18 protein-coding genes are annotated in these 19,392 nt (G+C 59.7%); 12 read left to right on the top strand and 6 right to left on the bottom strand.

Annotated features, from left to right (window positions below; genetic code table 11):
* Positions 1-12 precede the first annotated feature (12 nt).
* A complete protein-coding gene (gene ispG, locus R3D51_00425; GenBank protein ID MEZ5897934.1) occupies positions 13-1,290 on the top strand; it encodes a flavodoxin-dependent (E)-4-hydroxy-3-methylbut-2-enyl-diphosphate synthase in 1,278 nt (425 codons plus the stop codon).
* A gap of 63 nt (positions 1,291-1,353) precedes the next feature.
* Here ispG and R3D51_00420 read toward each other — a convergent pair whose 3' ends face one another.
* Positions 1,354-2,256, bottom strand: a complete 903-nt coding sequence (locus R3D51_00420; GenBank protein MEZ5897933.1) for a polyprenyl synthetase family protein — start codon at positions 2,254-2,256, stop codon at positions 1,354-1,356.
* Between the two features lie 104 nt (positions 2,257-2,360).
* Between R3D51_00420 and mtgA the strand changes: the two genes are divergently transcribed.
* The 4 genes from mtgA to R3D51_00400 all read left to right on the top strand — a co-directional run bounded on the left by mtgA (position 2,361) and on the right by R3D51_00400 (position 6,511).
* Entirely contained in the window at positions 2,361-3,497 is a 1,137-nt protein-coding gene (mtgA, locus tag R3D51_00415; GenBank protein MEZ5897932.1) for a monofunctional biosynthetic peptidoglycan transglycosylase, read from the top strand.
* A 220-nt stretch (positions 3,498-3,717) separates the two neighbouring features.
* Positions 3,718-3,903: a 50S ribosomal protein L32 gene (gene rpmF, locus R3D51_00410; GenBank protein ID MEZ5897931.1), complete on the top strand. Its 186-nt coding sequence runs from the start codon at positions 3,718-3,720 to the stop codon at positions 3,901-3,903.
* A gap of 188 nt (positions 3,904-4,091) precedes the next feature.
* A complete protein-coding gene (locus tag R3D51_00405; protein MEZ5897930.1) occupies positions 4,092-4,526 on the top strand; it encodes a hypothetical protein in 435 nt (144 codons plus the stop codon).
* Between the two features lie 257 nt (positions 4,527-4,783).
* On the top strand, positions 4,784-6,511 hold the full coding sequence (locus R3D51_00400) for an EAL domain-containing protein (protein ID MEZ5897929.1): 1,728 nt from the start codon (positions 4,784-4,786) through the stop codon (positions 6,509-6,511).
* Between the two features lie 74 nt (positions 6,512-6,585).
* Here the strand turns inward: R3D51_00400 and phaR are convergent, their stop codons facing one another.
* Entirely contained in the window at positions 6,586-7,230 is a 645-nt protein-coding gene (phaR, locus tag R3D51_00395) for a polyhydroxyalkanoate synthesis repressor PhaR (protein MEZ5897928.1), read from the bottom strand.
* A gap of 335 nt (positions 7,231-7,565) precedes the next feature.
* On the opposite strand from phaR, the gene R3D51_00390 reads away from it, so the two are divergent.
* The 3 genes from R3D51_00390 (at position 7,566) to R3D51_00380 (ending at position 10,437) form a co-directional block, all read left to right on the top strand.
* Positions 7,566-8,753 (top strand): acetyl-CoA C-acetyltransferase, encoded by a 1,188-nt coding sequence (locus R3D51_00390; protein ID MEZ5897927.1) that lies wholly within the window; start codon positions 7,566-7,568, stop codon positions 8,751-8,753.
* A gap of 149 nt (positions 8,754-8,902) precedes the next feature.
* Positions 8,903-9,628: an acetoacetyl-CoA reductase gene (phbB, locus tag R3D51_00385; GenBank protein MEZ5897926.1), complete on the top strand. Its 726-nt coding sequence runs from the start codon at positions 8,903-8,905 to the stop codon at positions 9,626-9,628.
* A gap of 311 nt (positions 9,629-9,939) precedes the next feature.
* Positions 9,940-10,437: a hypothetical protein gene (locus R3D51_00380; protein MEZ5897925.1), complete on the top strand. Its 498-nt coding sequence runs from the start codon at positions 9,940-9,942 to the stop codon at positions 10,435-10,437.
* A gap of 106 nt (positions 10,438-10,543) precedes the next feature.
* On the opposite strand, the gene R3D51_00375 is transcribed toward R3D51_00380, so the two are convergent.
* Complete coding sequence (locus R3D51_00375) at positions 10,544-12,634, bottom strand: NYN domain-containing protein (GenBank protein MEZ5897924.1); 2,091 nt, start codon at positions 12,632-12,634, stop codon at positions 10,544-10,546.
* Positions 12,635-12,873: 239 nt separating this feature from the next.
* The gene (gene gloB, locus R3D51_00370) at positions 12,874-13,641 is read right to left on the bottom strand and encodes a hydroxyacylglutathione hydrolase (GenBank protein ID MEZ5897923.1); all 768 of its coding nucleotides are present in this window, start codon (positions 13,639-13,641) and stop codon (positions 12,874-12,876) included.
* A gap of 173 nt (positions 13,642-13,814) precedes the next feature.
* Here gloB and R3D51_00365 point away from each other — a divergent pair, with 173 nt between their 5' ends.
* The gene (locus R3D51_00365; GenBank protein MEZ5897922.1) at positions 13,815-14,567 is read left to right on the top strand and encodes a class I SAM-dependent methyltransferase; all 753 of its coding nucleotides are present in this window, start codon (positions 13,815-13,817) and stop codon (positions 14,565-14,567) included.
* Positions 14,568-14,587: 20 nt separating this feature from the next.
* On the opposite strand, the gene metW is transcribed toward R3D51_00365, so the two are convergent.
* Both metW and R3D51_00355 read right to left on the bottom strand, forming a co-directional pair.
* Entirely contained in the window at positions 14,588-15,229 is a 642-nt protein-coding gene (gene metW / locus R3D51_00360) for a methionine biosynthesis protein MetW (protein MEZ5897921.1), read from the bottom strand.
* Between the two features lie 11 nt (positions 15,230-15,240).
* A complete protein-coding gene (locus tag R3D51_00355) occupies positions 15,241-16,446 on the bottom strand; it encodes a homoserine O-acetyltransferase (GenBank protein MEZ5897920.1) in 1,206 nt (401 codons plus the stop codon).
* 191 nt (positions 16,447-16,637) lie between these two features.
* Here R3D51_00355 and hisC point away from each other — a divergent pair, with 191 nt between their 5' ends.
* The 3 genes from hisC to R3D51_00340 are packed head-to-tail and all read left to right on the top strand — an operon-like array spanning position 16,638 to position 19,359.
* Positions 16,638-17,738, top strand: a complete 1,101-nt coding sequence (hisC, locus tag R3D51_00350; protein ID MEZ5897919.1) for a histidinol-phosphate transaminase — start codon at positions 16,638-16,640, stop codon at positions 17,736-17,738.
* Positions 17,738-18,682, top strand: coding sequence for a prephenate/arogenate dehydrogenase family protein (locus R3D51_00345; GenBank protein ID MEZ5897918.1), 945 nt, complete (start codon positions 17,738-17,740; stop codon positions 18,680-18,682). Before hisC ends, R3D51_00345 begins: the two co-directional genes overlap by 1 nt.
* Before the next feature lie 14 nt (positions 18,683-18,696).
* On the top strand, positions 18,697-19,359 hold the full coding sequence (locus R3D51_00340; protein ID MEZ5897917.1) for a gamma-glutamylcyclotransferase: 663 nt from the start codon (positions 18,697-18,699) through the stop codon (positions 19,357-19,359).
* Positions 19,360-19,392 lie beyond the last annotated feature (33 nt).

Genomic DNA, 19,392 nt, shown 5'->3' with positions numbered 1-19,392 from the left:
CTTGCAAAACCCATGACCAGTTATCCCGATCTGGGGCTGTCAACCCGCCACAAGACCCATGCCGTCGATGTCGGCGGGGTGATCGTGGGCGGCGGCGCACCTGTCGTCGTGCAATCGATGACTAACACCGATACCGCCGACATCGCTGGCACCGTCAAGCAAATTGCCGAACTTGCGCGCCAGGGCTCTGAACTGGTGCGCATCACGGTGGATCGTGACGAGGCCGCCAAGGCCGTACCGCACATCCGCGATCAACTGCGCGCGCGCGGCGTCGAGGTGCCCATCGTTGGCGACTTTCACTATATTGGCCACAAGCTGCTGGGCGAAAATCCTGATTGCGCGCAGGCTCTCGACAAGTATCGCATCAATCCAGGCAACGTCGGCTTCAAGGAAAAGAAGGACAAGCAGTTCGGCGCCATCATCGAACTTGCCCTGAAACACCGAAAGCCGGTTCGCATCGGCGTCAACTGGGGATCGCTCGATCAGGAGTTGCTAACGTTCTTGATGGACGAGAACGCGGCCAAAGGTTCTCCGTTGTCGGCACGCTCCGTCATGCACGAGGCCATGGTTCGCTCCGCGTTGCTGTCAGCCGCGCGTGCGGAGGAAATGGGACTTGGCGCGGATAGAATTATCATCTCGGCGAAAGTGTCGAGCGTGCAGGATCTGGTTGCGGTTTACGCCCTTCTCGCGGCGCGCAGCCACTACGCGCTGCATCTGGGGCTGACGGAAGCCGGTATGGGCTCGAAAGGGATTGTGGCCTCGTCGGCTGCGATCGGTATTCTCCTCCAACAAGGCATCGGCGATACCATCCGCTTCTCGTTGACGCCGGAACCGGGTGGGGACCGCACGCTGGAGGTGCGCACAGCGCAGGAGTTGCTCCAGACGATGGGACTGCGCTCGTTCGTGCCCGTCGTTGCCGCGTGCCCCGGTTGCGGGCGTACGACTTCAACCGTCTTCCAGGAGTTGGCGCGCGACGTTCAAAATATGATCCGCGACCGGATGCCGGAGTGGAAGGCGCTTTATCCAGGCGTCGAAACGCTGAATTTCGCGGTCATGGGCTGCATCGTAAATGGCCCTGGTGAGAGCAAGCACGCAGATGTTGGTATTTCGCTTCCGGGCACCGGAGAGCAGCCGGCGGCACCCGTGTTCATCGACGGCAAAAAGGCGATGACGCTGCGCGGGCCGAATATAGCCGCCGAGTTCAAGCTGATCGTCGAGGACTATATCCAGCAGCGGTTCGGTGCAGGCGCAAAGTCTTCCAACCACGGCGAAGGTGCCGCGGCGGAATAAAATAAGCACGCGGCGTGGCTCTATCCGCGCTGGCGCACCGGCGAACGCCCTCCTGGTTGAGCTTTATGATTTCCGCCGCCCCATGAAGCGGGCTGCTTCAACGAGATGCTCGGCCTTGCTGGCGAATGGCGCGAGGTGCCGAACCGCATCGTCTATCGTTTTATCGAGTGCCTTTCGCGCAGGTCCTGTGCCCAACAAGCCGACGAGCGTTGCCTTGCCTGCGGCTGCATCCTTGCCGGTGGCTTTTCCGACTATTTCCTCTCCCCCTTCGGCGTCGAGCAGGTCGTCACTGATCTGGAAAGCAAGGCCGAGCGCCTCACCATAATTGGCAAGTGCGGCTCGCTCTGTGTCGCTCGCGCCGCCAAGGATGGCACCCATTTCACAGGCTACGCGAATAAGTCTGCCGGTCTTCATCGCTTGCAGATTTGAAATGTGCGCTGCGTCCGAACGGCCGTCGCCAGCGAGCCGTTCCGCCTCAAGATCGAGTGCTTGACCGCCGACCATTCCCGCAGGGCCCGACGCCTTTGCGAGTACGCTGACGAGCATACTGCGGATGGTTCCGTCAGGATGCGTGGTCGGCGCGGCCAGAATTTCAAACGCCAGGGTTTGCAGAGCGTCGCCCGCCAGAATTGCAGTCCACTCGTCAAAGGCCGTCCAAACCGTGGGCTGTCCGCGCCTCAACCGGTCGTTGTCCATCGAAGGCAGATCATCATGAACGAGAGAGTAGCAGTGCACGCATTCAAGGGCCGCGGCCGCATCGACGGCGGCGTGTGCTGGAACATTGAACAAGGCTGCGCTTTCAATCAGCAGGAAGGGGCGGAATCGCTTACCCCCTGACAGTGCGGCATGTTGCATGGCTGAAGCCAGACGCTTCGGAGTTCCGGCTCCGATCTGCAAGTCGAGCAAGGCGCTCAGACGGCGGTCGGTGAGCGCGGCGGCGTCGCTGAGTCGCTGTGGCAATTGAATCAATCCTTTAACCTCTGCGGCGAAATCCTTTGTTGCGCACTCGTAACTCGGCCATTGTTTAGGTCTAGGCGGGGCCATATCGCATTGGCTGGCTCAAGGAAAGCATGGACGATCGGTCGTACAGCCAGGATGAAGAAGAAGGTGCCATGCCGCCAACGGTGCGCAGCGGCGTCTCAGATCGGGTTTCGCGGCGCTTGAGCGCAGTGGAGCCCGTACGGCCCGGTGTGCCTGATCCCTCGCCTTCGGGCGTGATGGCAGGTTCGAATATTCGTTCCGCACCTTTCGCCGCTCCAGCTCCGCGAGGGGCTGCGAAGCGTATCGAGCCAGATTTCTCCTCGCTTTTCGCCGCAAGTCCACGCGCCTTGAATGGAAATGAAGCTGTGCCGGACCGGCAAGGCTTCTTTCCGACTTCCGAAGTCTATGTCCCGCCTCAACAACCTTCACTCGGCTTAGGGGCAGACCACCCCTCGGCAAATTTGGATGCCTGGACTGGACTTTCCGATGGTCGATCTGCACCAGGGGCCGAGCCGCCGAAGGCAGATTGGGGACGGGTCGTTGCGCGCTGCGCGAGATACTTGATGGCCGCCGCATTGGTCTGGCTGGTGGCCGTCTTTCTGTTGATCTTGACCTATCGGTTCGTCGATCCTCCGATGTCGGCGCTCATGCTTCAGCGCAAACTGATTGGAGAGGATGTCAAGCACACCTGGGTTCCTTTGGCTGCCATTTCGCCCAAACTGGTTCGCGCCGTCATCGTCAGCGAGGATGGGCGCTTTTGCCAGCATTGGGGCGTCGATGTCGAAGCAATCGAATCCGCCATTGCAAAATCGGGTGACGGCACGCCACGAGGCGCCAGCACAATCTCCATGCAGGTGGCTAAAAACCTCTTCCTTTGGCCGTCCAAGAGCTACGTTCGCAAGGTGCTGGAAGTGCCGCTGACGGTCGCCATTGAAACGCTTTGGCCCAAGCGGCGCATCATGGAAGTATACCTGAATATTGCCGAATGGGGGCCTGGGGTATTTGGCGCCGAAGAAGCAGCACGCCATCACTTCCGCAAGCCTGCCCGAAGGCTCAGCGACCGGGAGGCGTCGCAACTTGCGGTGGCGCTGCCCAACCCAATTCGGCGAGACGCCGGCAAACCGGGCCCCGGAACGCGGCGGTTGGCATCGCTCAATATGGCCCGTTCCCGAGGGAGTTCATCAGCACTCACAGGGTGCGTCTTGGGGTCGTATGCGCCCAACTGAGGCCCGAAGACCCAATTTTGGGCTCCTACGCCGCCTGGAATGTTTTCAAGGGGGGCTGGCGCTGGTCCGATTTTGCGCGTATAAGCCCGCGCCATGGACGGCTTAAAGCGGCTGCTACGGCCCCCGCCGGATATTCACCCCTAGGCTTCACGTTGGCGAGCCCCTTTCGCGGGCGCTGGCCTTATTTGGTTCCTGGGGCTCAAGTTTTGGAGCTAATACGATGGCAGTTCCGCGCAAAAAGGTTTCGCGCATGAAGCGCGGCCAGCGCCGTGCGCACGACGCGCTTTCCGCCCCGGCCTATGTCGAGGACAAGGACTCAGGCGAGCGTCGCCGCCCGCACCATATCGATCTGAAGTCGGGCAAGTACCGCGGCCGTCAGATTCTCGAGCCCAAGACCGAGGTCTGAAAGACCGAGGCCTGAGAGGTCTACGGTTAGCCTCTGCTTAGCCTTTTTCAGCTGCATATTCAGCGGGTGTCCATACCGGGCATCCGCTGTTCGCGTTGAAGAATGTAGGTGGATAGCTTGGCAAATGGGCTGACGCATGCCACAAGGTCGCGCCGGTTTCGCATACCGGATCGCCAGGAGAAATCGATATGTCGCTCAGAGCTATCCCCACACTTGTCTTCTCATTCCTTCTCTACAACGCGATTGTTCTGGCGATGGGCGTAGGAGCGCCAGGCACGGAGAACACGCCGGCTAGTGGCCTTTGGGGCGAGATCTTTTCCGTCAACCTCTTGAGCGGAGGTCATTGGGTTTTCACGTGGGGCGATCTCATCTTGCTCGTCACGTTGATGCTACTGTTCATCGAGATCGTGAAGGCAACCTTCACCTCGACGTCGACCTTGATCGACCATGCTCTTTCCATGATCGTATTCGTCGCGATACTCGTTGAATTCCTGATGGCGCCGCAGGCGGCGACCTCGGTCTTCTTTCTGGTTCTGGTGGCGTCGCTGATCGATGTAATCGCGGGCTATACGATCGGTATCCGCGTCGCCCGCCGCGACCTCGCCATTGGTGCCGATCAATAAGGCGCAGCGACAGCCATATCAGGGCAATGAAATCCAACGGCCGGCGTTCGCGTCGGCTGTTTTTATTTCTGGTGGCGCTTTCAGAGGCACGTTTTTAAGCCTTGTTAGCAATTTCGCTCTACGTTCAGAACAGAAACAATTCCTCCTTATTTAACCCGCGGGGCTTGGCTTATGGCCTTTTCGCCTGCGGGCGTGCGAGCACGAGGCCGATAGTGGGCACTCCTCCTTCCGCTGAAGGAAACGGCGCAAGACGGGCAATGGATGACGGTTTGCAAAAGGCCGGTCGCGTCCAGACAGATCCTTTGACTGAGGGCGAAGGACTGGATCTTATCGGTATTCTTTCGGCTATCGACGAGACGGCCTACGTCTGGGATATCGCAAGCGATCGGATCGATTGGGAAAGCAACGCCAGCGAAATACTTGGCGTCCCCAACCAGCAATGCATCGCCACCGGGACGGGTTTTCAACTTCTGATCTCGCCGGAGCATCTAGCGCGCCGCGCCGAAGCTTTCAGTCAATCAGCCGCCATCGATGGCGTGCGCGGGGTAGCTTACCGCTTACAGTATCGCTTTCTGCCCGTGGGGCGTCGCTCCGACACTTCCATTTGGTTGGAGGACCACGGCCGCTGGTGGCCCGGTCCCGACGGCAAGCCCGCGCGTGCGCGCGGTGTGATGCGTGTTATCAACGATCGCTATCTGGAGGAGCAGAGACTTCTGTATCGCTCCGATCACGATGAGCTCACTGGGCAGCTCAATCGCATTCGCCTGACGGAGGCGCTGACTGCCGTCTTGGGTCGCACGCAACGGACGGGACAGCCGTGCGCCTTTCTGATGGCCGCGGTGAACAACCTCGCCGTCGTCAACGAGACCTTCGGTTTTGATGTTGGCGATGAGGTGATTTCGGCGGCGGCACACAAGATCAAAGAGCGTCTTCGCGGTGGCGACGTGCTTGGCCGCTATTCGTCGAACAAGTTCGGCATCATCCTACACGACTGCGGACCCGGCGCGATGCGGATCGCGGCTGAACGATTTATGAAGGCCGTGCGCGAACACACGATCAAGACCTCGGCTTGCCATCTGACGGCGACGCTTTCAATCGGCGGCGTGATACTGCCAGATCAAGCCAACAGCGTGCAGCAGGCATTGAACTATGCCTTGCATGCGCTCGATCGTGCCAAGTCGAAGCGCTTTGACTGCTTCATGACTTATGAGCCGCTTAGCGCGGCCGAGTCCAATCGGCGCAAGTCCATTTCAGTGGCCGACGACGTTATCGAGGCGCTCGATCAGCAGCGCATGCGGCTCGTGCTGCAGCCGATGGTCGGCGCAAAATCCGACAAACCCGAGATCTATGAATGTCTGCTGCGCATGGAGCGGGCAGACGGAAGCATAGCGTCTGCGGGAGAGTTCATTCCCATTGCCGAGCAACTTGGGTTGTCGCGCTTGATCGACAGGCGCACTCTGGAATTGTCGATTGGCATACTGAAGCGCAATCCACAAATTACGCTCTCGCTCAACGTCTCGGGCCTGACGTGCTCCGATCACGAGTGGCTGGTAACGCTCCGGCGCCTGACAGGCGGCCGTAAGGAACTGACGAGCAGGCTTATCGTGGAAATCACCGAGACGGCTGCCATTCAGGACCTGGATCAGTCGATCAACTTCGTCGACACCTTGAAGGAACTCGGTTGCCGCGTCGCCATTGATGATTTTGGCGCGGGATACACCTCGTTCAAGAACTTAAAGCTCCTCAACGTCGATATGGTCAAAATCGACGGTGCGTTTGTGAAGAACGTTGCCGACGACACGTCCGATCAAATCTTCATCAAGACGATGATTGAATTGGCCAACACATTCGGGCTTGAAACGGTCGCCGAATGGGTGGGCGATGAGCGCTCGGTCGATCTGCTGAAGAAAGCCGGCATCACATATTTGCAGGGCTTCTATTACGGGCTGCCGATCGAGGTGGACGAACTCGAAGAAGCTGCCTGATCGCAAACCAGACACGGTCCGATCGTCGCTCGCGGTTCAAGATCCGGATCAGCGGGCGTGCCGCTCCTAGAAACTCAGGGCTTGTTCTGCGTTAGCTTCTCGATCTTCTGCTGCATGGCCGAGAGCTGGGCTTTGAGTTCGCCTAGTTCATCCTTCAAAGGACCAGTTGTGGTTGCAGTTTCCGTTGAGGCCTTGGTTGGATCGATCTCGCCACCGGGTTTCTTGCCGCCTGCAGCCGCCCCGAAGGCTCCCCACATTTGCATCGCTTGCTCGAACATCGCCATGTTCTGCTGCGCCTGCTTTTGATAGAACTCGAAGGCTGCCGACGGATTGGTGAATGCGGTCGCGAATTGTTCTCGGAAGCGGGCCTGCTCCTTAGCGAAATTCTCCATCGAGAATTGCAGATAGCTAGGAACCATGCGGGCAATGCTGTCGTCATAAAAGCGAATGAGCTGCCGCAGGAACGGAATGGGCAAAAGGGTCTGCCCGCCTTCACGGCTCTCCTGCTCAACGATAATCTGCGTAAGCACCTGATGCGTGAGGTCGTCCCCGTTCTTTGCGTCGTAAACTACGAAATCACGATCCGACCGAACCATCTTCGCCAAGTCTTCCAGCGTCACATAGGTGCTGGTCTCGGTGTTATAGAGACGGCGGTTGGCGTATTTCTTGATGACAACCGATTCTTTTCTCGGCGTCGGAGCTTCAGCATTGGGGAGCATCGTTGATGCGTTCTCTGTTGTTGAGACCGGTTGAGTGAAATGCTTAACGTGGACCGCAGCAAACCCTTTGTGAGCGCACGCGCTCGTAAGGGTGTTGCTGCACTGCGGCAGCGTACCACATGCCGGGGCGCTGCTGCTAGACGTTTCTGCCAAATCTTTCAGCAGCACTAGTCAACACGTCGCAATTGCTCATTTTCCCGAGCAACTGCTAAAGCTAAGGTAAGGTCGCGCTGCAGCGAACCAGCGGCTCACGGCCGGAAAAACTGTGCGATAGAGTCAATTCCAGCCCAGCAATAAGTTTCAAGGATAACCTTCGCGCCCAGGGAGGGGCTAAGATGACCCAGGATTCTAACACCATCGTAATCGCAAGTGCCGCCCGTACGCCGGTCGGCTCGTTCAATGGGTCTTTAGCAAGCGTCCCGGCGCACAAATTGGGCGAAGTCGCCATTCGCGCGGCCCTCGAACGGGCTGGCGTTGCTCCCGGCGACGTGTCTGAAGTGATCCTTGGTCAGGTGCTGACCGCCGGTCAGGGTCAGGGCCCAGCCCGCCAGGCATCGATTGGCGCCGGCATCCCCGTCGACGCGCCAGCCTGGGGCATCAACCAGATTTGTGGCTCGGGCTTGCGTGCGGTCGCTCTCGGCATGCAGCAGATCGCAACCGGCTCGGCCAATATCGTCGTTGCAGGCGGTCAGGAAAGCATGAGCCAATCGAACCATGCGGTCTACATGCGTGAAGGCACCAAGATGGGCGACGTGAAGATGGTCGACACAATGGTGCGCGATGGTCTTTGGGATGCCTTCAACAACTACCACATGGGCACGACGGCCGAGAACGTGGCTCGCCAGTGGCAGATCAGCCGCGAAGAGCAGGACAAGTTCGCCGTTGCCTCGCAGAATAAGGCTGAAGCCGCCCGCAAGGCTGGCAAGTTCAAAGACGAGATCGCTCCGGTCACGATCAAGGGTCGTAAGGGTGACGTCGTCGTAGACACCGACGAGTACATCAAGGACGGGGTAACGCTTGAGTCCGTGGGCAAGTTGCGCCCCGCTTTCGACAAAGAAGGTTCCGTCACAGCGGCCAATGCGTCTGGCATCAACGACGGTGCTGCGGTTGTGGTTTTGATGACGGCTGCTGAAGCCGCCAAGCGCGGGATCACGCCTCTGGCGCGGATCGTCTCCTGGGCAACCACGGGCGTCGATCCCTCCATCATGGGCACGGGTCCGATCGCGGCCTCGAAGAAAGCATTGGAACGCGCCGGCTGGACGATCGACGATCTCGACCTTATCGAAGCCAATGAAGCGTTCGCCGCACAGGCCATCTCGGTCAACAAGGGCCTGGGTTGGGATACGAGCAAGGTGAACGTCAATGGCGGCGCGATTGCGATCGGCCATCCCATCGGCGCTTCGGGTGCCCGCATTCTCAACACTCTTGTACACGAAATGAAGCGTTCGGGCGCCAAGAAGGGTCTCGCCACGCTTTGCATCGGTGGCGGTATGGGCGTTGCGATGTGCGTGGCGCGCGACTAATCTGATGACCAGTAAAACCGGTGCGGCCCCGAGGTCGCGCCGGTTTTGTTGCTTCCGGCGGCGTCATGACCTCACTTCAGGGGTCTGAAGCGCCCGACTAGAACTCACTCACAAGAACGCAAAACAAAAGAACATACAGGAGGAGACACATGGCACGAGTGGCCCTGGTTACAGGCGGTACGCGCGGTATTGGCCACGCTATTTCGGTGGCACTGAAGAATGCCGGCTATCGCGTCGCGGCGAGCTACGCCGGAAACGATGCTGCCGCACAGGCGTTTCAGGCGGAAACGGGTATTCCGGTCTACAAGTTCGACGTTTCGAGCTTCGAAGCGTCCGATAAGGCCATCAAGCAGATCGAAAAGGATCTTGGTCCCATCGACGTACTGGTGAACAACGCTGGTATCACCAAGGACATCATGTTCCATAAGATGACCCGGGAGCAGTGGGACGCCGTGATCGGCACCAACCTCAATGGTCTGTTCAACGTTACCCGCCCGGTCTGGGAAGGTATGCGCGCGCGCAAGTTCGGTCGCGTGATCAACATCTCCTCCATCAACGGCCAGAAGGGTCAGATGGGTCAGGTCAATTACTCCGCTTCCAAGGCGGGTGATCTCGGCTTCACCAAAGCGCTTGCTCAAGAGGGTGCACGCGCGGGCATCACCGTCAATGCGATCTGCCCCGGATACATCGCGACCGAAATGGTCAAGGCCGTACCGCAAGAGGTGATGGAAAAGAACATCCTTCCGCAGATCCCGGTCGGCCGTCTCGGCGAGCCTGAGGAGATTGCTCGGTGTGTGGTGTTTCTTGCCGCCGACAACGCTGGCTTCATCACCGGCGCGACCATCACCGCCAACGGCGGGCAGTACTTCATCTGAGGCTGCATCTGCACGTGCTGGGAAGCACGCGGCAGTCTTGAGTCAAGAAAAGAAGCGGCGGAGAGGGGCCTCCTCTCCGCCGCTTTTGTTTGGCCCACGTATTTTTTGGCAATCAGAGTGGTCGATTAAAATGTGCTCAGTGCATAAGCTCAGCTTTCGAGCAAAAGCACGATGTCGTGATAGGGCCCGAAAGTGCTGGCCGTCTGTCATACTCAGGAAACCGAAGAAGGCCACAGTCGTCATTCAAACTCAAAGCCGCTAAATTCCGGCTTGCCCAAGGCCCCCACACAGGTTCCCCAAAGAGGTTTTCCATGAGTACGATATTCTGGCGCGCGGGCGTATTGGTGCTCCTGCTGGCGACACCTGCCATCGCGGAGGAAGCTCCAGCCACTCCAGCACCCTCCGCAGAAGCGCCCGCAACGCAGGCTCCCCCTGCACAGAACGATACAGCAAAGTCGATCGACGAGGCTGCCGAGGCTACGAAGTCGGCCATCGACAAGGCTAAGGACGCCACGATCAAAGCCATTGAGGCCGCGGCCGAGGCTGTGAAGAAGGCACTGGATAAGGCGAAGACGGAAGCTGGTCCGGCCATCGACAAAGCCAAGAAGGCTACCAATGAAGCCCTCGATAAGGCCAAAGAGGCCACTAACGAGGTGCTCGACAAGGCTAAAGAAGCCACCAACGACGCACTGGATGAAGCCAAGGGCGCGACCGGAGGCAGCGGAACGGACGCCAGCAAATCACCGCCAGCTGACGACAAGCAGAATAAAGAGGACGCACCTCCAGCGGAAGATTCCTCAAACCTCTAGAGTGGTGCGAAGCAAGGTGGATTTAAAAACGCCCCGGAAAAAATCCGGGGCGTTTTGCTGGGGTCGTTGGCAATGAGGACGCGGACTGGTGTCCGCGCGCCGGCATCTATCCGCGAAGCCGGCTACGCACGATACGCGGGAACTCGTCCTCTTGTTCAGCACCCAAGTTGCTGCCCTGCGAGCGCTGCTCGGCGATATGCTGGCGACCTTCCTCAAGGCTCCACCAACGATCGCTTTGCGGCTGTCCTGGATAATCGGTGCGCTGCGCCGGAGCCGCCTGGGGTCCAGCGGGCTGCTGCTGAGGCGCCGCTGCAGGCTGGCTGGTGCGCCCATAGGCGGGCGCACGGGACGCTTGCGGGCTCTGCGAAGAGAACCAGGCATCAACAAGGTCGAGCTCGTCAGCGGAGAGATTGAGCCCCTGGCTGCGGCAGCGTGCGACTACGAAATTGCGGAAGCGTCCGGCAAACAGGTTCGCCGAAGCGCCCTGCTCGAACCACGGATCACTTTCGCTCACGACCTCCAAGATGAAGCGAAGATCGTCGCGCTTCAGATCAAGGCCGAACTCGCGTGCGCGCTGCGTGATGTTGGAAAGCGTTTGTGCGCCCTGAAGGCCGTTGGCCGTCAGTTCCTGCGCCATCACTTCGAACAATACGCGATATTCAGCGGGCGCGAGGGCCGGTGCCTGGCAAGCCTCATGGATGCGAGCGATAGACTGCTGGATCTGCGTAGCCTGATCAGCAGTGCGCTGGGCATTCGGCGTAGAGGTCGCCTGTGCGGCCGGCGCGCGTGCTGGCTCGCGACGCGGCTCGGCAGGTGCAGCCTGCGGGGCAGGAGCTTGCGCTGCTGGCCGCTCATCGTGCGATGGCACTGCGCCCGGAGCGCTAGGCTGAGAGGTATAGGATTGTCCCGGCAAAGGCTGCTGACGTGCCGTGAAAGCAGGATCGACGGGGCGCGAAGACAGCGGCGGCAACGCATCGGGGGGGCGCCTCGCCGGCTGCTGTGCGAGCGGTGCGCTGGCATAAGGCGATTGCGCCGGGCTGGGAACAGTTTGACGAGGAGCCTCCATGCGCGGAGCCTCCGCCATACGTGGAACTTCCGGCGCATGTGTTTCGGTGCGCGGCGCCTCGTAGCGTGCTTCCGGTGCAGGTTGGAAGGGGCGCTGCTGAGGGCTTGGCGCAAGCTCGCCTAGTCCAAAGCGTGACTCGCTGCGGCGCGGTTCCGGCTCTTGTCGGTATTCTGCAGTGGGTGGCGGCAACTGAGGCGCGATCAGGCCTGATGCATTGATGTGCCTGTTGGCGTCGAACACCGTGTACGGCGGTGTGTCTGACAGGTGGATGTCGTCAGGCAGATTGGCAAGCAGTAAGTCGCGGAACGTACCGTGCCCGGCCCATTGCGTACCGATTGTACGATCGTGTCCGACGAAGCGAACGGCGCGATCGGCAAGCGTTTCCATGGGAACCGCCTGCGGCGCGCTACGCACGAAATTGACAACCTCGGAAAGGATCGAACGGCGGGCAGCATCGATGTCGACCGGCGGCGTGGAGCGTGCGGGTGACGTTAGTTCGCGAGAATTGGGCTCGGCACGGGCATTGGTGATCTGTGCCACGCCTTGCGGTCGCGTCAGCAACTGGATCAGGCTGGCTTCGCGAATCTCGCCATCGCTGATTGCTGTGTACGGTTGCACGGTGCTGTCGTTGGCAAATACGACGGTACGGCGTGCGTGTGCGCGCAGCCGATGCAGAACCGGGGTGAAATCTGCATCTCCCGACAAGATGATGAACTCATCGAAGAATGTGTCGTGCGTAAGGATATCGCGGATATCCATTACGATGCGGATGTCGGCAGAATTCTTGAGTTGTGCGGTCAGCGGCGGGCAGTCGATAACTTCAAAGCCGGCTTTCAGGAAGTGATGCCGAATGAACGGGAAAGAGTTCATGTCGGTGGAATTGTCGTTGGAGTTACGGCGCGGCACGGGATTACCGTAGCAGCGGTTCATCGCAAGCCGACGTTCGCCATTCGACAAATAGCTTGAGGTCGGTGTGATCAATTCACCCGACAGGATGCCCTGCAACCACAACGCACTATCCTTGGCGAAGCGTTTGGCGGCCTCTTCGTTCTTTCTTTTCAAGGACAGATAGATGTTGTCGTAATCGACAAACACCGTTGTCAGAATTGGTCCTGAGGACTCGCGCTTCATATGACGGCAACCCCCGTAAGCCGGTAGAACTTGATTCGAGGTCAATGTTTACGAGTCGCAAGTGCTCATCAAGCCGACCCCCCAAGATGGTCTGGGGAGAAGAAAATAATCTGCGGTTTGAAGGCGTTCTTGCCACGCTGGACGTCGTCGACATTGTGGACAAACCAGCAAAACGTGCGGTTTGAACTTTAGGTGTTGCCGAAGCGCAATTCGCTCAAAGGTAGTATGATTTCAGTAGCTCAAGCCTTGTTCTTCAGCTCACGCAGACGCTGGAAGACCGCCCATTCCGGCGCACGTTCCAGGCCGAGCCGCGCGCGGATGGCCGAGGAATTCACGCGCAAGAAGGGGTTGGTCGCCTTCTCAAGCGCCATCGTGGTTGGCACTGTCGGCTTGTTCTCGGCGCGCAACGCCGTCACCCGGGCCATGCGTGCTGTGAGTTCTTGATTTTCGGGCTCCAACGACTGAGCGAAACGGCCATTTGCCGCCGTGTACTCATGTCCACAATAGATCGTCGTCTCGTTGGGCAACGACATGAGCTTTTCAATCGCGTTCCACATGCCTTCCGCATCGCCTTCAAAGATGCGACCGCAGCCCATTGCGAATAGCGTGTCTCCGGTGAAGGCGAGGTTCTCGTCCGGCAGGACGTAAACGATGTGGCCAAGCGTGTGGCCGGGCGTCTCGATGACACGAACGTTATGGCCAGCCCAGGTAAATGGCGTGGCCTCGCTGACGGTGCGATCCAATCCGGAAATGCGATCTGCCTCTCCGGCCGGGCCCGTTACCGTGCAGTTATACCGCTCCTTGAGTGCAGCGATTCCGCCTGTGTGATCGTTATGATGGTGAGTGATAAAAAGATCGGTCAGCTTCCAGTCGCGCGCATCGAGGGCTTGTTCAATTGCGGTTGCGTCCGGCGCGTCGATGGCTGCGGTCTCTCCGCTTGGAGCGTGGAGTAGCACGCAATAGTTATCGGAGAGGCAGGGCAGGAGGACGATTTCAAGAGAGGTCATATTTTCAATCTGAACAGGAGGTGGCTTAAAGGTCAAAGGGGCGCGCCAAGGCTGCCGGTAGCCTTGGCGCGCGCGGTCCGTGTAGGTTGATCAAAGCACCCCGGCTTTAGCAAGTGCGCCGAATGCACTATGGATGAGGAAAAGTCGGCTTTTCGCATTTATCGGACCTGCTGATGCAACTCGACGCTGCGCGACTGCGGGATTTCTACCGGACGCCGCTGGGGCAGGTGGTGCGCCGGCAGCTAATCGCGCAGATCCGTCGGCGCTGGAAATCGATCAGCGGGTTAACGGTGATAGGGGCTGGATTTCCGACACCCTTCTTAGGCTCGTTCCGTGCCGAGGCTGCGCGTGCTGGTTGCCTGATGCCGGCTCGGCAGGGGGCGCTGGTCTGGCCGCCATCCGGGAAGTGCCATACGGTCTTGGTCGAAGAGCACCACTGGCCGCTTCCCGATAATAGTGTCGATCGCCTGCTTGCCGTTCACATGATCGAGGCGGCCGAGCGAACCGGGCCTGTGTTGCGCGAGATGTGGCGCGTGCTGGCACCCGATGGGCGGCTAATCTTAATCGTGCCGAACCGCTCAGGTGTGTGGTCGCGGATCGATACGACGCCGTTCGGACAGGGACTGCCGTTCAGCCGCACGCAGCTTTCCCATGAGCTGTCCGACGCTCTGCTTACCCCGGTCGATTGGGGGGATGCGCTGTTCTTTCCCCCGGTGACCAATCGCGTCCTCTTGCGCATGGCGCCCGCGCTCGAGCGTACAGGCGCGCGGCTGTCGCGTGGCTTTGGCGGTGTCATCGTGGTTGAGGCGCACAAAGAGCTGATGGCGCCGGTTGGAGGCGGGGTGCGCGCAGTCAAAACCGCGCCCGCATTCAAGCCAGTTGGAAATTTCGGGCGCTTGCTGGAGCCTTCCAACAAAAGCAGATGAGTGGGCGTGAGGGTAAAAGCTCAGCTCTGAGCCTCGCGCCCCTTGAGTAGGAACACAGCCTTTTCGCCAAATAGGTTCTGCATCGACAGCGACCACTTGATCGGCAAGCGTTTGCCCGCAGCATTAAAGGCCACCGCGCTTTCGACGGTCGCGCCGAGCTCACCGCAAAGATCTGTGAAGTCACGGATAGTGCAAAGGTGTGCGTTGGGGCTGTCGTACCAAGTCTCGGGCAGATTGTGGGTGACGGGCATCCGTCCGCTCATTAACAGCGCAGTGCGGATCTCCCAGTGGCCGAAATTTGGAAACGAAACGATAGCGCGGCGTCCGATGCGCAGCAGGTTTTGCAATACGGTCTTGGGACTGCGCGTAGCCTGGATCGTCAACGACAACACGGCGTAGTCAAAAGCTTGATCCGGGTAGTCCCACAGATCGCGGTCGGCGTCGCCTTGAATGACGGAAAGCCCCCGCGCCACGCACGCATTGACCTTCTCGCGTGACAGCTCCACGCCGCGACCATCGACGGCTTTCGTCTCGTTGAGCAGCTGGAGCAATGCACCGTCGCCGCAGCCGACATCTAGCACGCGCGATCCGGGCGCGACCATCTCCGCAATGAGAAGATGGTCAACGCGCGCATCGTTCGCACTTGTCGGTTTGCTCGGCATGGAAGGCCCGCTCATGCCGCACCGTTGCCGTTTAGGCCGCGTTTGACGGCGGCAGCGTGAAGGAATCCGCGCATGGTGTTGAAGAAGTCCGGCTCTTCGAGCAGGAACGCATCATGCCCTTTGTCGCTCTCGATTTCGACGAACGACACATTTGCCGCGACAGCATTGAGCGCGTGGACAATCGCGCGGCTTTCGCGGGTGGGATAAAGCCAATCGGACGTGAAGGAGACGACGCAGAACCGGGTCTTGGTTCCACGAAAAGCCTCGGCAAGTTGACCTCCGTGCTCAGCCTTCATGTCGAAATAATCCATGGCGCGCGTAATGTAGAGGTAGCTGTTGGCGTCGAAGCGATCGACGAACGACGAACCCTGATGGCGCAAGTAGCTTTCCACCTGAAAGTCGGCGTTGAACGAAAACGTCACTGCCGACCGGTTCTGCAGACTTCGTCCGAATTTGCGATGGAGCGCCTCCTCGGACAGGTAGGTGATGTGTGCGGCCATGCGCGCCACGGCAAGGCCGTTTCGTGGCACCTTGCCTTGTGCATAGTAATTTCCAGAGCTCCACTCCGGATCGGCCATGACGGCTTGTCTGCCGACTTCATGGAACGCGATGTTCTGGGATGAATGCCACGGTGCGGTTGCAATGGGCATGGCCGCGAAGATGCGATCCTTATAGCGCGCGGCCCATTCCAGAACTTGCATTCCGCCCATCGAGCCGCCGATGACCGCGAACAGATCGGGGATACCCAGATGATCGATCAGCCGAGCCTGGGCGTCGACCATGTCGCCGATGGTGATGACTGGAAAATCGAGACCATAAGGTTCGTTGGTGCCCGGCTTGAATGACGCTGGGCCGGTGGAGCCCATGCAGCCGCCGAGAATATTGGAGCAGATGACGAAGAAGCGATTGGTGTCGATGAGCCGGCCCGGCCCGATCATATTCTCCCACCAGCCTGGCTTGCCCGTGATGGGGTGGGGATTGGCGACATGCTGATCGGCCGTCAGGGCATGGCAAATGAGGATGGCATTGCTCTTAGCGGGGTTAAGGCTGCCATAGGTTTGATAGGCGATCTGGAACGGCTTAAGATCCAGCCCACAAGCGAGTTTTAGAGGTGCGCTTTCGGGGAAACGCACAACCTGGCTCTGCGGTGTATGCACCTCGTGATAGCGCGCGCTGGCGTTGGTGCCTGAACCGGTCTCGGGGTTAGCGGATGTCATGGACTTTCAGAATGCGCCTCGCAGCTTTCGCCGATCGTGCCGTAGCTAGGCTGCCGCGGCAGAAAGTCAACTTTAATCTTTGATTTTCTAAAGGCCTACCCTATCAATCAACCCGCTTCGGACCAGCCCTCGCGCGCTGGGTGGGGCAGCCCGTCGAGGGCTCAGAGAAAAGCGAAAAGACGAGACGTCCCATGGTAGTTGCCGGCCCTCAACCAAGACCCGGTATCGAGCAGATCGAGGCCTACGTCCCCGGAGAAAGCAAGGTGCCCGGTGGATTAAAGCCCGCGAAGCTATCGTCCAACGAAACACCGCTTGGACCCAGCCCCAAGGCAATCGCCGCATTCACCTCTGCGGCGAGCGAACTGGAGCGATATCCCGACGGCCAGGCAACTGCGCTGCGCAATGCGATTTCGCGTCGTTACGGTCTTGATGCTTCGCGCATCGTTTGCGGATCGGGCTCCGATGAGCTGCTCGGGCTGATTGCACGCGCTTTCCTTGGTCCGGGTGATGAGGGGATTTACACCGAGCACGGCTTTCTCGTTTACCGCATCGCTATCCTGACCAATGGCGCGACGCCGGTGATTGCGCCAGAGCGAAACCTGACAACCGATGTCGATGCGATCCTTGCGCGCGTCACCGATCGCACGCGGGTCGTTTTCCTAGCCAACCCGAATAATCCAACCGGCACCTATCTACCCGTTACAGAGGTTCGCCGTTTGCGTGCGGGGCTTCCGGCCAACGTCGTACTCGTGCTCGACGCCGCTTACGCCGAATATGTCGATCGCAACGACTATGAGGCTGGCATTGAACTGGTCGCGACCACGCCGAACACGGTGATGACGCGGACGTTCTCCAAGATTCACGGCCTAGCTGCGCTGCGTATCGGATGGGCCTATTGCCCGGCTGGCATCGCAGACGCTCTAAATCGAATCCGCGGTCCGTTTAACCTCTCGGCGCCTGCGATTGCGGCTGGGGCCGCGGCCATGGACGACGTCGCGCACATGGATGCTGCCAAGATCCACAACGACACCTGGCTTGCCTGGGTGAGCGAGCAGGCACGCGCGCTCGGCCTCGACGTGACGCCGAGCGTGGCCAACTTCCTATTGATGCATTTTCCCAAGGGCGGCACCAAGACGGCGACGGGTGCTGACGAGTACCTTAAGTCTCAGGGCGTCATCGTGCGCAAGGTTGGCGCATACGGTTTCCCCAATGCGCTGCGCATGACTATCGGCTCGGAGGAAGAGAACAAGCGGGCGATTTCGGCGTTGGCCGAATACATGGGTGTGAAGTGATGAGCGGAACCAATGATGTCATGTTTCAGCGCATGGCGCTGATCGGCGTCGGACTCATCGGTTCGTCGATCAGCCATGCGGCACGCCGCGCCAACCTTGTTGGCGATATTGTCGGCTCCTCGGCGACACCCGAAACGCGCGAGAAGGCCGAGGCGCTTGGGCTCGTGTCGAAGGCGTATGCTTGCGCCGCTGATGCCGTAAAGGATGCTGATCTCGTGATCCTGTGTACGCCCGTGGGCGTGCTGGGACGAATTGCGCAAGAGATAGGGCCGCATCTGAAACCCGGTGCCATTCTGACCGATGTTGGTTCGGTCAAGGCCGCCGTGGTGCGAGACGTGGCGCCTCACTTGCCCAAGGGTGTGCATTTCATCCCAGGTCATCCGATCGCGGGCACCGAACAATCCGGCCCAGAAGCGGGATTTGCCGAGTTGTTCGACGGTCGCTGGTGTATCCTCACGCCGGATGCCGATACGGATCGCCTCGCTTTGGCGCAGTTGGAGACGTTTTGGCAGCGGCTCGGCTCGAAAGTGGAGCTGATGAGCGCGGAACATCATGATCTCGTCCTGGCGATAACCTCTCATGTGCCGCATCTCATCGCCTTCAACATCGTCAACACCGCAGCGCACCTCGCCCGCGTCACGGACAGCGAAGTCATCAAGTTCTCGGCTGGCGGTTTTCGCGACTTCACCCGCATTGCTGCATCGGATCCCGTCATGTGGCGCGACGTGTTCCTGAACAACAAGGAAGCGGTGCTCGAAATGCTGGGCCGCTTCTCCGAAGATCTGACGGTGCTTCAGCGTGCCATTCGCTTTGGCGATGGCGAGACACTTGAAAAATTGTTCACCGACGCGCGCAGCATCCGGCGTGGTATTATCCAGGCGGGCCAGGACACGCCAACTCCAGACTTCGGCAGGCGGCCGTCCGGGGCTGGTGGGCAGAGCTGACAGGACCGTTCGCAATGGGCGATATGGCGCCCGGATTATGGGTGTTCGCCTACGGTTCGCTGATGTGGCGGCCGGACTTTCCCTTTGCAGAGGTCCATCCGGCGCGTCTCGATGGTTTCCATCGTCGCTTCTGCATCATATCACGCCACTATCGCGGCACCGACGAGCGTCCGGGGCTCGTACTGGGCCTGGACCGGGGCGGATCGTGCCACGGACGGGTATTCCGCGTGGGCGAGGCGGACGCCGACGCGGTGTTGCATTATTTGCGCAGGCGCGAGCAGATCAGCGGCGTCTATCGTGAGGCGCACGTCAATGTGCGGGTTATGTCTGGATCGCACGACCGGCTCACTGCATTGGCTTTCCTCGCCGAGCGCGCGCACCCGAGCTACGTGCGCGGGCTCACGCTACGACAGCAGGCCAACATTCTCGTTTCGGCGGCGGGCACGACCGGCAGCAATCTGGAGTACCTTGTCTCCACACTCCATGAGCTGCGGTCCTTCGGGATACGTGAGCCGGAATTGGAACGGCTGCTGGTGACGCTGGGGCCTGTGCGCGCACGCGCTAAGGCCAGTGCCGCGCGCACCACCGTCAATCGCAGGGATATGAAGGATTGGCCTCGAAAGCCGGTTCTGCGCCTTGCCGACGTGAAACGCTTCACATTTCGCGCGCGGCTTTGATCGCAGCCTATCGAATAGCAAAGCTCGCACGAT

The sequence above is a fragment of the Hyphomicrobiaceae bacterium genome (genome assembly GCA_041397645.1).
Classification (GTDB): Bacteria; Pseudomonadota; Alphaproteobacteria; order Rhizobiales; family Hyphomicrobiaceae; genus Hyphomicrobium_B.
The sequence above is the reverse complement of the archived record's forward strand: the minus strand, read 5'-3'. Positions and strand labels throughout refer to the sequence as shown.

What these genes read in the sequence shown, in the direction of transcription:
- ispG (MEZ5897934.1), top strand. Translation starts at nt 13, where the DNA reads ATGACCAGTTATCCCGATCTGGGGCTGTCAACCCGCCACAAGACCCAT.
- mtgA (MEZ5897932.1), top strand. Translation starts at nt 2,361, where the DNA reads ATGGACGATCGGTCGTACAGCCAGGATGAAGAAGAAGGTGCCATGCCG.
- rpmF (MEZ5897931.1), top strand. Translation starts at nt 3,718, where the DNA reads ATGGCAGTTCCGCGCAAAAAGGTTTCGCGCATGAAGCGCGGCCAGCGC.
- R3D51_00405 (MEZ5897930.1), top strand. Translation starts at nt 4,092, where the DNA reads ATGTCGCTCAGAGCTATCCCCACACTTGTCTTCTCATTCCTTCTCTAC.
- R3D51_00400 (MEZ5897929.1), top strand. Translation starts at nt 4,784, where the DNA reads ATGGATGACGGTTTGCAAAAGGCCGGTCGCGTCCAGACAGATCCTTTG.
- phaR (MEZ5897928.1), bottom strand. Translation starts at nt 7,230, where the DNA reads ATGCTCCCCAATGCTGAAGCTCCGACGCCGAGAAAAGAATCGGTTGTC.
- R3D51_00390 (MEZ5897927.1), top strand. Translation starts at nt 7,566, where the DNA reads ATGACCCAGGATTCTAACACCATCGTAATCGCAAGTGCCGCCCGTACG.
- phbB (MEZ5897926.1), top strand. Translation starts at nt 8,903, where the DNA reads ATGGCACGAGTGGCCCTGGTTACAGGCGGTACGCGCGGTATTGGCCAC.
- R3D51_00380 (MEZ5897925.1), top strand. Translation starts at nt 9,940, where the DNA reads ATGAGTACGATATTCTGGCGCGCGGGCGTATTGGTGCTCCTGCTGGCG.
- R3D51_00375 (MEZ5897924.1), bottom strand. Translation starts at nt 12,634, where the DNA reads ATGAAGCGCGAGTCCTCAGGACCAATTCTGACAACGGTGTTTGTCGAT.
- gloB (MEZ5897923.1), bottom strand. Translation starts at nt 13,641, where the DNA reads ATGACCTCTCTTGAAATCGTCCTCCTGCCCTGCCTCTCCGATAACTAT.
- R3D51_00365 (MEZ5897922.1), top strand. Translation starts at nt 13,815, where the DNA reads ATGCAACTCGACGCTGCGCGACTGCGGGATTTCTACCGGACGCCGCTG.
- metW (MEZ5897921.1), bottom strand. Translation starts at nt 15,229, where the DNA reads ATGCCGAGCAAACCGACAAGTGCGAACGATGCGCGCGTTGACCATCTT.
- R3D51_00355 (MEZ5897920.1), bottom strand. Translation starts at nt 16,446, where the DNA reads ATGACATCCGCTAACCCCGAGACCGGTTCAGGCACCAACGCCAGCGCG.
- hisC (MEZ5897919.1), top strand. Translation starts at nt 16,638, where the DNA reads ATGGTAGTTGCCGGCCCTCAACCAAGACCCGGTATCGAGCAGATCGAG.
- R3D51_00345 (MEZ5897918.1), top strand. Translation starts at nt 17,738, where the DNA reads ATGAGCGGAACCAATGATGTCATGTTTCAGCGCATGGCGCTGATCGGC.
- R3D51_00340 (MEZ5897917.1), top strand. Translation starts at nt 18,697, where the DNA reads ATGGGCGATATGGCGCCCGGATTATGGGTGTTCGCCTACGGTTCGCTG.